Here is a 12,694-nt window from a genome sequence, read left to right on the forward strand (position 1 = left end):
GGCCACAGCGGTTGCGGGACATGTCGACTTCGTCCATACTGAACATCTGATCGCAATGACGCACTAATGTTCGGAGCTACGAATGCAAGGACGCATCCAAGCCATCCTCGGAATCGACGCGGGAACCACCTCAGTGAAGACCGTCGCCTTCGCCCTCGACGGCACGATCCTTGCCGATGCGAAATCCAGTGTTCGCATCCACAGAGACGACGACGGCCGCGCCGAGGTCGATATGGCCCTCGTCTGGCAGGCCGCGTCCGCGACCATCACCGAAGTCGTCCACGAGCTCGGAGACACCGACGTCATCGCGATCGGCGTCACCGGCCAAGGCGATGGCGCTTGGCTGGTAGACAGCGACCTCCATCCGATGCGACCCGCAGCACTCTGGCTCGATGGACGGGCGAACGCACGCCTCGCCGACTGGCTCGAGGACGGTCGGGCAGCGACCGTCAACGACATCACCGGCTCCCCCCTCTTCGCCGGTGCACTCCCCCTCCTCGTCGACGAGCTCCAGGAAACCGGTGCACTCGACAACGACCGCCTCGGGTACCACCTGAACTGCAAGGACTGGCTGCGCTGGAACCTGACTGGCATCGTCGCCACCGACCCCAGCGAAGCTTCCCGCACCTACCTCGACACAGCCGTTGGCGCCTACTCGGATGAACTCCTGAGAGCCCTGAGCCACGAACGGCTCCGGAACGCCCTACCTCCGGTGCAACCGCCAGAATCAGTCGGTGGGACGCTCCTCCCCCAGGTCGCGGAACAGCTCGGCCTTCCCGCCGGAATTCCCGTCGCCATAGGCCTTGTCGACACGGCCGCCGCAGGGGTCGGACTCGGTGCGATCGGCGACGGCCAGGGCTACGCGATCCTGGGAACAACCGGGTTCATAGGCGTGAACCACCCGTCCCGCACCGAAGTGAGGACCCGCGAGAGCATCGTGCTCTTCACCGGACGCGGCGGCCAAGTGCTGGAATCGATGGCCCCAATGACCGGGACACCGAACCTCGACTGGGTCAGAGACACGCTGGGACTCACCCACGAGCACTGGGCGGCCGTGGAGTTGCAGGCCGACGTCGTCCCTCCGGGCAGCGGCGGTGTCATCTACCTTCCATACGGGGCCCCGAGCGGCGAACGCGCACCCTTCTTCGACCCGGCGGCTTCGGCCGGCTGGCTCGGGATGAGCATCACCACAACTCCCGCGCAACTCCTCCGAAGCGTCTACGAGGGCCTGGCGTATGCACTGACGGAGTGTCTCGACATGCTCGGCCTCGACGGTGATCTTCTCGTCTGCGGTGGTGGGTCGGAATCGAACCTGCTCTGCTCGGTCCTGGCCGATGTCAGCGGTCGCAGCATCATCCGACAGCAGGCCCCAGAGGTCGGAGCCCGGGGCGCCGCCACCCTGGCGCTTCTCGCGGGGGAACACGCATCGAGCCTGGAAGACGCCGTCCACATGTTGGCACCCGCCTCGAGCACCTTCACCCCTTCCCGTGAGCGAGCCGAGATCTACCGAGACGCCTACACGACCTTCATCGAGACGCGCGATGCGCTGAGGCCGGTCTGGCCCCAGCTGCGCGCGTTGCGCGAGCGATCAACGGCTCTCGCCGTGTCCACCGAGTATCCGAAATCCGAGCCACCACGACCCGCGCCCAGCCACCCAACCAGAAGCACGCACGTCCACCAAGGAGGATCCCTGTGACCGACTCCCGCCCATCCGTATTGATCACCGCACCGTTTGACGCGCACCAGCTGGCGCTGCTGCGGACCAGCTTCGAGGTCACCAGCATCGCCCCTTCGATGGATGGCACCTCTCTGGCCCAGAGAGGCATCGACGAGCAGCTCGCGGCCGCGGAGGTGATCGTCGCAGAGCTCGACCTCATCGACGAGGCGACACTGGCCCTTGCACCGAACCTCGCGGCCGTGGTCTCCTGCAGGGCGAAACCCGTCAACGTCGACCTTGACGCGTGCTCTTCCCGGGGAATCCCCGTGATCACCACACCCGGCCGCAATGCAGAGGTGACCGCCGACCTCAGCTTCGCCCTCCTCATGGCGACTGTGCGCCACGTGTCAGCGTCTGAGCGCTGGCTACGCGCCAAGAATTGGACAGAGAGCGATGTCTTCGAACCCTACGAACGCTTCAGGAGCATCGGCCTGGGCGGGCGAACGCTCGGAATTCTCGGCGGCGGAGCAGTCGGCCGCAGAATGCTCCGACGTGCACTCGGGTTCGGGATGAAGGTCAAGGTCTACGATCCATTCCTCCCAGCTGACGCCTTCGGATCAGACGCGGTAGTCGCCACCCTCGACGAGGTGATGTCGACCTCGGACATCGTGACGGTCCACGTGCCCCTCATGGCAGAGACGGAAGGACTCATCGGCGCGCGGGAGCTTGCGCTGATGAAGAGCGATGCGTTCCTCATCAACGCGGGTCGTGCGGCGATCATCGACGAACAGGCGCTGATGGCGGTCCTCCGCGAGCACCGCATCGCGGGCGCAGGCTTCGATGTCTTCTACCAAGAGCCACTCCCCTACGACTCCGAGCTCTTCGCGCTCGACAACGTCACGATGACACCTCATATTGCCGGCGCCTCCGACGATGTCATCGCCGAGCACTCGCGCATCGCGGCCCACGCTCTGCAGCTCTGGCTCGCCGGAGAGCCGCTCCCCGGCGTCGCGAACGCCAAGGCTCTCACGACGGCAACCGCATCCTGACACCCTCGTGCGCCCTCCGTTCGCACGCTGAACGGAGGGCGCTTCTCACCGACTCAGCGGAGAAGCGCCGCGGCAGTCTCCGAGTCGGTCACGAGCATGTTGATCAGGCCACTGCCGAGCGCAGCACGGAGCGCAGGCAGCTTCGTCACGCCATGCGCCATGACGAGCCTCCGCGGGATCGTGCGCATCTGCTCGAGCGTCAGCCCGACGATGCGCTCATCGAGAGCGCCGAGGACGGCCTCACCCTGCGCATCGAAGAATCGACCAGCCAAGTCTCCGACAGCACCCTGCGCCGTGAGCGCGGCCCTCGCATCAGCATCCAGCGACTTGAGCAGGAGCCCCTGGTTCGCCTCGGTTCCACCGAGACCCGCGACCAGCACACCCGCCCCGCACGCAAGACGCAGCACCTCTTGCACGCCGGGGTCGGCGTACGCACTCTTCGCCGCGTCAGCTGACGCCGCAAGGAGCGGGGCGGGCAAGTGGAATGCCTGTCCACTGGTTCGTCGACCGAGCGTCGATGCGAGCTCATGCGGGTTCGCGCCATTGACGAGACCGCCGCCACTTCCGGCGATCGGCACGAACTTGGCACCGAGCGCCTGCTCCGGCACCTGGGCGGCGACGAGCGCCACAGCGGTCGAGATCCCGAGCGCGACGACCGCATCCTTCTCGATGACGCTGACGAGCGCTTCGGCGCCGACGGCCGCGAAGGCCCGGTCGGCTTTCGCGGAATCGGCCACACTCGGTGCGACCCACGCCTGGCGAAGGTCGTAGCGTGCCGCCAGGTCACGCTCTTCGTCAGCGAAGAGGGAGTCCTGAACGTGCACGACGATCTCGACGAGGCCGGATTCGCGCGCCTCTGCGAGCAACCTGGTGACGCGAATTCGAGACAGGCCGAGCGCGTTCGCGATCTCCTGGTGAGTGAGGCCGTGTTCGTAGTACATCCGTGCAACGCGTCCCAGCAGCATGCCGCAATCCTCCCATGGAGCTCCGCCACGGTCGCCGATCTCGTTCTCGATCGAGTACTTGACACGGCCGGATTCGACGCCCACTATGTGTGGAGCATAAGTTCACTGTTGTGAACAAATGTACACCACTAGCCAGTACGTACTCAATGAGGAGTCTCCCTATGGCAATCAGTTCTCCCTCCAGTACCGAGAGTCGGTTCGCGCGGCTCCTGCGCACGCAGGGCATCGCTCGCCCCATCGCGTGGGGATTCGTCGCGCTGACGATCTTCATGATCGGCGACGGCATCGAGGCGGGCTTCCTCTCGCCGTACCTTGATCAGCAGGGCTTCGACGCCGGACAGATCACCGCACTCTGGGCGACGTACGGCATCGTCGTCGCCGCAGCCGCCTGGCTCAGCGGTGCGCTGGCTGAAGCCTGGGGTCCGAAGCGAGTCATGATGCTCGGCTTCGGTATCTGGGTCGTCTTCCAGGTGCTCTTCCTCGTCTTCGGAGTAATGGCCGAGAACTTCAGCATCATGTTGCTGGCCTTCGGCATCAGGGGCTTTGGCTACCCGATGTTCGCGTACGGATTCCTCGTGTGGGTCACGATGGGAACGCCGGAGAACGTAATGGGCAAGGCGGTCGGCTGGTATTGGTTCTTCTCCACCCTCGGCCTCGGCGTCCTCAGCTCCTACTTCGCCGGGGCGATCATCCCGGTCATCGGAGAGCTGGCGACGCTCTGGCTCTCGCTTGCATTCGTCACGGTCGGCGGCCTCATGGTCGCTCTCCTCCTCCGCAACCCAGTCAGCAAGAAGGTCACGGTCGCGAACAGCCTTCGGGGTGTGGTGAGCAGCATCACGATCGTCGGCACGAACCCCAAGATCGGCATCGGCGGCATCGTGCGCCTCATCAATACCCTCTCGTTCTACGCGTTCGTGGTCTTCCTGACGACGTACATGGTTCGAGACGTCGGGTTCGCAGTCGCCGAGTGGCAGGTCATCTGGGGCACGATGCTCGCCGCCAACGTCGCCGCCAACCTCATCTCCGGCTACCTGTCTGACTGGATCGGGCGTGTCAACGTCGTCGCCTGGGCCGGCGGCATCGGCTGCTTCGTGACGATCCTTGCCCTGTACTACGTGCCGACCGCCATTGGGCCGAACTTCGCAGTCACCATCGCCATCGCGATCGCCTACGGACTCGCGCTCGGCATGTTCGTGCCACTTTCGGCGATCGTTCCCCTCCTCGCCCCCATGCACAAGGCGGCTGCGGTCGCCATCCTCAACCTCGGCGCTGGACTCAGCCAGTTCATCGGCCCAGTGATCGCCGGACTGGTGACCCCGATCGGGATCCAGGGAACGATCTGGGTCATCGCCAGCCTGTACCTCGTCGGGTTCGTCCTGACGTTCATGCTCAAGCCCTCGAAGCCAGGCGTCACGGCGGACCAGATGTCGTCCGCCTCATCGACACCTGCCCCCATCGCCACCTGATCCATCCACATCTCGCCAAAACTCGGAGTGACACATGACCACACAACAGCGCGTCGAAGCGCTCACTGCAGAACTCAGCGAAACGGGACTCGGCGTCGTCGAGCGGGGCCTGGCCCTCGCTTCCGGAGGCAACCTCTCGGCACGCGTCGACGACACCACCTTCGTCGTCACCGCGTCAGGCACCTGGCTCGACCGACTCACCCCCGACGACTTCACTGTGATGAACCTCGCCGGAGAAGTCGTAGCCGGCAACCCTTCTCCGTCCAGCGAATGGAAGTTGCACCAGCGGACGTACGAGGAGCGCCAGGACATCAACTCCGTCGTGCACGTTCACCCCCAGCACGCTGTTCTCCTCGACGCGCTGGGCCACGAGATTCGGCTCATCACACTCGACCACGCGTACTACGTCCGCTCGATCGGCACCACGCCGTACTACCCGAACGGCTCCGACGAACTGGCCGATTCCGCTGCTGAGCAGGCAAAATCCCACAACTGCATCGTCATGGGCAACCACGGCTGCTCTGCGCTCGGGGAGACCATCTCCATGGCCTACCGCCGTGCACTGAACCTCGAGGAGGCAGCGACCGCGACGTACAGGGCGCTTCTCCTTGGAGATACGACAACCACGATGCCGGCCGACGCATTCGCCGCATTGCACCACGCGTGACCGGACAAGACAACTGGAGGACTTCATGACGCACCTCAACCAGCAGGCCCCGAACCTCGAAACCGCGCTTGGCCCCGACCTGAGCAGTGCCACGCGTGTCTTCCTCGCTGCACCCCCTCGCCTGCTGATCGACGGCGAGATGGTGGAAGCGCACTCTGCTCGCACGACGGACGTCGTCGACCCGGGCACCGGGCGCGTGATCGCTCGAGCCGCTGCCGCGGATGCAGTGGATGCGGATCGTGCAGTCCGCGCGGCTCGCCGGGCTTTTGCCGACACCTCACCGTGGCGCCGAATGAGCGCGCTGGATCGAGGCCTCGCGATCTCTCGCTTCGCACGCATTCTCGAGGAACACCGCGAAGAGATCATCGACCTCGAGGTCATCGACGGAGGCAAGCTTCGCCGTGACGTGGAAGCCGGCGACTTCCCGCTCGCCATCCGTCATCTCGACTACTTCGCAGGCTGGACCTCCAAGATCGAGGGGAACACGATCCCCGTATCGATCCCAGACGCGATGGTGAGGACGGAGCGAGAACCCGTCGGAGTCGTCGCGCAGATCGTGCCGTGGAACTACCCACTTCTCATGGCCATGTGGAAGATCGCCCCCGCATTGGCCGCCGGGTGCACCATCATCCTCAAGCCAGCCGAGAACACTCCGCTGAGCGCCCTGCGCTTCGGTCAACTGGCGCTCGAAGCGGGCATTCCGCCGGGCGTCCTCAACATCGTGACGGGATATGGGGCTGAAGCCGGGGAAGCCCTCGTCGATCATCCCGGCGTCGACAAGGTCGCTTTCACCGGCTCAACGGCAGTCGGAACTCGGATCGCACAGCGGGCGGCCCCCATGGTCAAACGCGTCACACTCGAGCTCGGCGGCAAGAGCCCGAACATCGTCTTCGACGACAGCCCGGTACCGGAGGCCGCGCGAGGCGCCGCATCGGCGATCTTCTCGAACGCTGGACAATCCTGCTCAGCAGGCTCACGCCTGTACATCCAGCGCGGCATCTTCGAGGAGGTCGTCGGCGAGCTCGCAACGATCGCCGAGTCGCTGCGTGTCGGTCACGGTCTTGTAGAGCAGTCGCAACTCGGTCCGCTGATCAGTCGCACGCAACACGAGCGCGTCCTCGGATTCATCGACGGCGCCCTGCAGCAGGGCGCCACAGCCGCCGCGGGCGGATCGCAGCTTCCCGACGGCGTCGACTCGGCGGGCTACTACGTGCGGCCGACCATCCTGACGGATGTCGACGACACCTTCACGGCAGTTCGGGAAGAGATCTTCGGTCCCGTCGTCGTCGCGCAGCCGTTCGACGACGTCGACGAGATCGCCAGGCGCGCCAACGACTCCCCCTATGGATTGGCGGCTGGAATCTGGACACGCGACATCGGCCGAGCGAATCGCCTCGCTCGGCGCCTTCAAGCAGGAACCGTGTACATCAACATGTACGGCGCCACCGACGCGGCCGCCCCTTTCGGCGGGTACAAGATGTCCGGCTACGGCCGCGACATGGGGCATGCGAACCTCGAGTCCTACCTCGAAACGAAGACGGTGTGGACCAGCCTCGACTGATCATCGCGCTCTGGCAGATCTCGATCGGTATCGTCGTCCAGATCCTGGCGATCTCGTGCTGGTTCGCTACAGCCGCCGCCGTCCCATCGCTCACCATCGAGTTCGATCTTGATGCGACGGGGCGGACGCTGCTGGTCGCCGCGGTGCAGGCGGGGTTCGCGCTGGGCGCGGTTGCCGTAGGGCTTTCTCGCATCACCGATCGTCTCGACCCCCAGCTCCTGATCCCTGTCGGCTCGCTCGCTACCGCGCTTGTCACGCTCTTGCCGTTGCTCGCTTCCGAGAGCCTCGCGCTGCTTGTGGCTTCTCGAGTGCTTGTCGGCGTCACACTCTCCTGCGTCTACCCCGCAGGGATGCGTGCAACCGTGTCCTGGTCGACACCGCGCTGGCGGGGCCTGGCGGTCTCAGGTGTCGTCGCCGCACTCACGCTGGGGACTGCAGCGCCGCATCTGCTTGAGGCAACGCCGGTTGAGGATTGGCGAGGTGTGCTCGTCGCCTGCAGCGCCTCAGCCACCGTTGCAGCGCTCCTCGGCCTCACCCTGCGGACGGGAGGCCACGCAGCTCGGCGCTCATCCGCTGGCGACGTGCCAACGGAGAGGTGCGAGCGAGCGAGCGCCCTCACAACCTCGCCCCTCGGTTCGCGACAGCAGCAACGCATCACCTTGGCCTACATCGGCCACATGTGGGAAGTCTACGGACTCTGGGTCTGGCTTCCGGCGCTGCTTCTCACCCTTCCCGGGTGGATCGGACAGCAGATAGGCCTCTGGGCGTTCAGCATCGTCGGGCTGGCTGGCGCTGTCGGCTGCGTCATCGGCGGGGTGGTCGCGAGCCGCTACGGCAAGCGAGTCACGGCGCGCTGGTCAGTTGGGATCTCGGCCACTTGCGCCCTCGCGACGCCGGCTCTGGTCGCACTCCCGGTCGCATTCGCACTCGTGATCCTCGCCGTCTGGAGTGCATCCGCGATCGCCGATTCCCCCCTCTACTCCGCCATGGTCGGGGACGCCGCTCCCCCGCAGCAGGTCGGCAGCGCCATCGCCACGCAAATGGGTCTGGGGTATTTCCTCAGCATCGGTGCGATCGCCCTCGTCGCAGCTCTGGCCAGCGTCGTCGGCTGGCAGTACGCGTTTGTTGTGCTGGCGATCGGGCCGATCGCGAGCTTCGTCGCGCTTCGGAAGCCGGCCCGCTCACAGTCCTGAACGAACGACTGCGTCGGTTGGATCGGCGAGCACGAGGAAGCTGACTCCCGGGTTCTCGACTGACGTCATCCACTCTCATCCGACTTTGTCGGTGGTCGCCGTTAGCGTCGCCGCATGAACATCATCCTCATTCCCGGCTTCTGGCTCACGGGCGATTCCTGGGCCCCCGTCACACAGGCGCTCGAAGCGGCTGGCCACACCGTGCATCCTCTGACCCTGCCTGGCAAGGGCCCCGGTGAGGACCAAGCCGGCGTCGGCCTTCGCACCCACATCGAGGCCGTCATCGCGCTCGTCGACTCGCTCGACGGCAACGTCGCGGTCGTCGGGCACAGCGGCGGCGGAGCCGTGGCCTACGGCGTCGTGGATGCGCGACCCGATCGCGTCGCGAAGGTCGTCTACGTCGACTCCGGCCCGCTCGCAGACGGCGGCGTCATCAACGACGAACTGGAAGCGTCCGGCACCACCCTCCCGCTGCCCGACCGCAGCGCCTTCGGAGAGCCCGAGCTGGTCGACATGAGCGAGGAGGTCTGGAAACGGCTCGAGGCAATCGCCGTGCCCGAACCCGCCGGCGTCGCGACCGAGAAGCAGCAGCTGAGCGACGAACGCCGCTACGACGTGCCAGCTGTCGTCATCACCAGCACCATGCCGGAACCACTGCTCCGGCAGTTCATGGAGGGCGGCCACCCCTACGTCGCAGAACTCGCTCGCGCACGCTCAGTTCGCATCGTCGAACTCCCGACGGGCCACTGGCCGCAGCTCACGAAGCCCGCAGAACTCGCCGCTGCCGTCGTCGACGCCGTGACGGACTGAGAACGACAAGACGCCGCATCCCGAGCACCGGCGGGTCAACCTCACCGAGCAGACATCACCGGGTGGATGTTGTCGCGCCGACGTCACCGCACCAACGCCAGCGCGTCGAACACGGAGGGGCCGAAAGAGGAGCGGGATAGAAAGAAAGAGGGGCTAGAAGACGAGGGAGAGAAGGGGCAGGGGGCTAGAAGAGGATCTGGACGACGGCGAGCAGCGCGACTCCGCCCAGGACAGCCGCGAGCACGGCGACACCGATGCGCATCTGCGGACGTCGCCGCGAGCCGATGCTGCTCGATGTCTGCGCGAGCTGCGTCGCGGCTATCAGCTCCGGTGACCCGGCCGGTGGGAGCTGCTCCGTCACACTCGCCGGGTCGGACGCAGGAACGTCGATCGAGTAGCCACTCGGGTCGACCCGCTCCGGCAGACGCTCGAACCTGCCGTTCGCTGCAGTACCCATGTCGCTCCTCCGCTCCATCGTCGCCCGCACCACTTGCCGCCCTCACCCCACGCTATCGAGCCCAGGTCCGAGAGCCCCGGGAGCTGCCGCTTCTGTCCGCCATCCGAACCTGCGAGAATCCGCGCATGCGCAAATGGCTGCTCCTGGCCGCGGCGATCTCGTGCGAGGTCACCGCATCCCTCTCCCTCAAGGGGGCACTGGATGCCCCCGCTCTGTACGCGGTCGTCGTCACCGGGTACCTGGCTTCGTTCGCGTTCCTCGCACTTGTGCTGCGCGCCGGCTTGCCCCTCGGCGTCGCCTACGGCATCTGGGGTGCCCTGGGGGTCGCCCTGACCGCCCTGCTGTCGGCGGCGCTCTTCGCCGAACCGCTCACCGCACTCATGGGCCTCGGCATCGTGCTCATCATCGGCGGCGTGCTGCTCGTCGAGCTGGGATCGCAGCGCGCGCACGACCGCGCCGAACGACTGAAGGATCAGACGCAGAGGGCCGACGGGGTGTCCGCGTGACGCTCGGCTGGCTCTTCCTCGCCGGCGCGATCCTCACCGAGGTCGGCGGCACGCTCTCCCTGCGGAAGACCGTCGACGGCAGCCGCCTCTGGTACCTGCCCGTCGCCGTCGGCTACGTGACCGCCTTCACGCTGCTGTCGCTGACCTTGGCGCAGGGGGTCCCGCTCGGCGTCGCCTACGGCATCTGGGCGGCCGTCGGCGTCGCACTCACCGCCGTGCTCAGCCACTTCATCTTCAAGGAGCCGTTCACGTGGATGATGGCGGCCGGCATCGCCCTCATCGGCGCCGGGGTGCTGCTCGTCGAGGTGGGTGGCCAGCACTGAGCACCGGCCACCTCACGTTTCAGCTTCGGGCTGACGTGGCGGCGGCAACCGCTTCGACGGTGAGCGGCGGGCCGCCCTGGGATCGGCGCTCCACGATCGGGAATGCTGCGCCGTTCAGCACCACCACGGGGGTGGCGAGCGAGCGGACCCGGGCACGCACGGCGTCGAGATCCACCTTGACGATCACGTCACCGGCCTCGACGACGTCACCCTCCGCTCGTTTGAGGTCGAACCCCTCGCCGTGCAGGTCGACGGTGCCGAGGCCGATGTGCACGAGGACCTCGAGCCCTTCGGGGGTCGTGACGCCGAACGCGTGGCCGGTCGGGAACAACGCCGTGATGGTTCCGGATACGGGACTGCGGAAGTCGCCGGACGTCGGCTCGACCGCGAAGCCGTCACCCATCGTGCCAGCGGAGAACGCCTCGTCCTCGACGTCGGAGAGGCGGATCACCGTTCCTTCGACCGGGGCGAGGACGTCGATGCGCTGGCCCGCAACGCCTGCAATGCCAGCAGCCCCGCCGGTCACGCCGGCCGTGGCCGCAGCGCCCTCCAGCGCGGCCTCGTCGCCGAGCAGCTTGTTCTTCTCGTCGCCCTGATTCGCGTTGTGCTCGGCGAGGAGCGCCGGCGTGAAGCCCCAGAAGTAGGTGATCAGGAAACCGGAGATGTACCCGGCGAGGAGCCCGACGACATACGCGAGGATCGCGTATCCCTGCCCGTTGTCGCTCTGCAGCAACGGCAGCAGCGCCCACCCAGAGGGGCCGATCGCCGTCGCGCCGAAGGCACCCGCGAACTGGTTGAAGGCCCCAGCGACTGCACCGCCGACGGCACCGCCGAGGCAGGCGGTGAGGAAGGGGCGCCCCAGCGGCAGCGTGACCGCGTAGATCAGCGGCTCCCCGACGCCCAGGATGCCGACCGGGAGGGCACCCTTGATCGTCGTCCGCAGGGACCTGTTCCGGTTCAGCCTGAAGTAGATCGCGAGCGCGGCGCCGACCTGTCCCGCTCCCGCCATCGCGAGGATCGTGAGGAGCGGCGTGAAGCCCACCTGCTCGATGAGCGTCGCGTGGATGGGGATGAGCGCCTGGTGGAGGCCGAGCATCACGAGCGGCAGGAAGAGCCCGCCGAGCACGAACCCGGCAAGGAGACCGGAGTTGTCGAGCAGCCAGATCGCGCCCGTGCCGATTGCAGTCGCGATGTTGCCCGCGACGAACATGAACACGAAGATCGTGGCGAGTCCGGAGATGAGGAGAGCCAGCGTCGGCGTGACGAGGATGTCGATGGCATCCGGGATCTTCCCGCGCAGACTGCGCTCGATCCAGGCGCAGAGCCCGGCGGCGAAGATAGCCCCGATGACGCCGCCCTGCCCGGGTGCGAGCACGATGTCGCCGAGGACGGGGAGGCTGTACTGCACGTCGCTGATGCCGGCGAAGACGATGATCGCCGCGACGGCGCCACCGAGCGCGGGTGTGCCGCCGAACTCCTTGGCGGCGTTGATGCCGGCGAAGATCGGCAGGAACGCGAAGAACGCCGAGCCGATGACGGTGAGAGCCGGAACCACCGCCTCGACGAACTCAGGAGCCGTCCCGACCGTGACCCAGTTGACGAGGAGCCCGCGAACGGCGGCCACGATGCCGGCTCCGATGAGCGCCGGGATGAGCGGCACGAAGATATTGGCGATCTTGCGGATGAAGTTCTTGAACGGGGTGTTGTTGCGCTGCTTCTGACCAGCCTTGATGGCCGCGCCACGCGCGGCGAGGGCCTCGGCGTCAGCACCTGAGGCACCGAGCGCTCGACGGAACCCGTCGGTCACCTTGGTGACCTTGCCTGGTCCGAGCACGACCTGGTAGGTGTCGTCATCGACAACGCCCAGCACGCCGGAGAGCGATGTGATCGCGCCGTCGTCGACCAGGTCGCGGTCGACGAGAGAGACCCGCATCCGCGTCATGCAGTTCTCGACGCCGGCGATGTTGCCTGGGCCACCGAGCAGCTTCAGCAGCTCGCTGGCGAGATCGTCGTTTGCGCTCATGGGCATCCTCTTCTCGC

General features: G+C 66.6%; 12 protein-coding genes. 9 read left to right on the top strand and 3 right to left on the bottom strand.

Translation table 11 applies throughout. From position 1 onward, the window contains the following. The first annotated feature begins 82 nt into the window (after positions 1 to 82). Both C5E07_RS14505 and C5E07_RS14510 read left to right on the top strand, forming a co-directional pair. On the top strand, positions 83 to 1,696 hold the full coding sequence (locus tag C5E07_RS14505) for an FGGY family carbohydrate kinase (RefSeq protein WP_104300192.1): 1,614 nt from the start codon (positions 83 to 85) through the stop codon (positions 1,694 to 1,696). After that, on the top strand, positions 1,693 to 2,706 hold the full coding sequence (locus C5E07_RS14510) for an NAD(P)-dependent oxidoreductase (protein WP_181058058.1): 1,014 nt from the start codon (positions 1,693 to 1,695) through the stop codon (positions 2,704 to 2,706). Before C5E07_RS14505 ends, C5E07_RS14510 begins: the two co-directional genes overlap by 4 nt. A 53-nt stretch (positions 2,707 to 2,759) precedes the next feature. Here C5E07_RS14510 and C5E07_RS14515 read toward each other — a convergent pair whose 3' ends face one another. After that, the gene (locus C5E07_RS14515) at positions 2,760 to 3,671 is read right to left on the bottom strand and encodes a sugar-binding transcriptional regulator (protein WP_146080611.1); all 912 of its coding nucleotides are present in this window, start codon (positions 3,669 to 3,671) and stop codon (positions 2,760 to 2,762) included. A 161-nt stretch (positions 3,672 to 3,832) separates the two neighbouring features. Here C5E07_RS14515 and C5E07_RS14520 point away from each other — a divergent pair, with 161 nt between their 5' ends. The 5 genes from C5E07_RS14520 to C5E07_RS14540 all read left to right on the top strand — a co-directional run bounded on the left by C5E07_RS14520 (position 3,833) and on the right by C5E07_RS14540 (position 9,368). Further along, positions 3,833 to 5,137, top strand: coding sequence for an MFS transporter (locus tag C5E07_RS14520; protein WP_104300196.1), 1,305 nt, complete (start codon positions 3,833 to 3,835; stop codon positions 5,135 to 5,137). Between the two features lie 34 nt (positions 5,138 to 5,171). After that, entirely contained in the window at positions 5,172 to 5,804 is a 633-nt protein-coding gene (locus C5E07_RS14525) for a class II aldolase/adducin family protein (RefSeq protein ID WP_104243846.1), read from the top strand. 25 nt (positions 5,805 to 5,829) lie between these two features. After that, positions 5,830 to 7,365: an aldehyde dehydrogenase gene (locus C5E07_RS14530; protein WP_104300198.1), complete on the top strand. Its 1,536-nt coding sequence runs from the start codon at positions 5,830 to 5,832 to the stop codon at positions 7,363 to 7,365. Beyond that, positions 7,347 to 8,558 carry an MFS transporter gene (locus tag C5E07_RS14535; RefSeq protein WP_104300200.1) on the top strand — a complete coding sequence of 404 codons (1,212 nt, stop codon included), beginning with the start codon at positions 7,347 to 7,349 and terminating at the stop codon, positions 8,556 to 8,558. The genes C5E07_RS14530 and C5E07_RS14535 overlap by 19 nt, the downstream gene beginning before the upstream one ends. A gap of 114 nt (positions 8,559 to 8,672) precedes the next feature. Beyond that, positions 8,673 to 9,368, top strand: a complete 696-nt coding sequence (locus C5E07_RS14540) for an alpha/beta fold hydrolase (RefSeq protein ID WP_104300202.1) — start codon at positions 8,673 to 8,675, stop codon at positions 9,366 to 9,368. Positions 9,369 to 9,552: 184 nt separating this feature from the next. On the opposite strand, the gene C5E07_RS14545 is transcribed toward C5E07_RS14540, so the two are convergent. Beyond that, complete coding sequence (locus tag C5E07_RS14545; protein WP_104300204.1) at positions 9,553 to 9,825, bottom strand: hypothetical protein; 273 nt, start codon at positions 9,823 to 9,825, stop codon at positions 9,553 to 9,555. A gap of 125 nt (positions 9,826 to 9,950) precedes the next feature. Between C5E07_RS14545 and C5E07_RS14550 the strand changes: the two genes are divergently transcribed. Then, complete coding sequence (locus C5E07_RS14550) at positions 9,951 to 10,331, top strand: multidrug efflux SMR transporter (RefSeq protein WP_104243857.1); 381 nt, start codon at positions 9,951 to 9,953, stop codon at positions 10,329 to 10,331. Beyond that, positions 10,328 to 10,654: a multidrug efflux SMR transporter gene (locus C5E07_RS14555; protein WP_104243859.1), complete on the top strand. Its 327-nt coding sequence runs from the start codon at positions 10,328 to 10,330 to the stop codon at positions 10,652 to 10,654. The genes C5E07_RS14550 and C5E07_RS14555 overlap by 4 nt, the downstream gene beginning before the upstream one ends. A 19-nt stretch (positions 10,655 to 10,673) precedes the next feature. Here the strand turns inward: C5E07_RS14555 and C5E07_RS14560 are convergent, their stop codons facing one another. Further along, positions 10,674 to 12,677 carry a glucose PTS transporter subunit IIA gene (locus C5E07_RS14560; RefSeq protein WP_219820096.1) on the bottom strand — a complete coding sequence of 668 codons (2,004 nt, stop codon included), beginning with the start codon at positions 12,675 to 12,677 and terminating at the stop codon, positions 10,674 to 10,676. Between the last annotated feature and the right edge of the window lie 17 nt (positions 12,678 to 12,694).

The organism is Pseudoclavibacter sp. RFBJ3, assembly GCF_002931375.1.
In the GTDB taxonomy this organism is placed as follows: Bacteria; Actinomycetota; Actinomycetes; order Actinomycetales; family Microbacteriaceae; genus Pseudoclavibacter.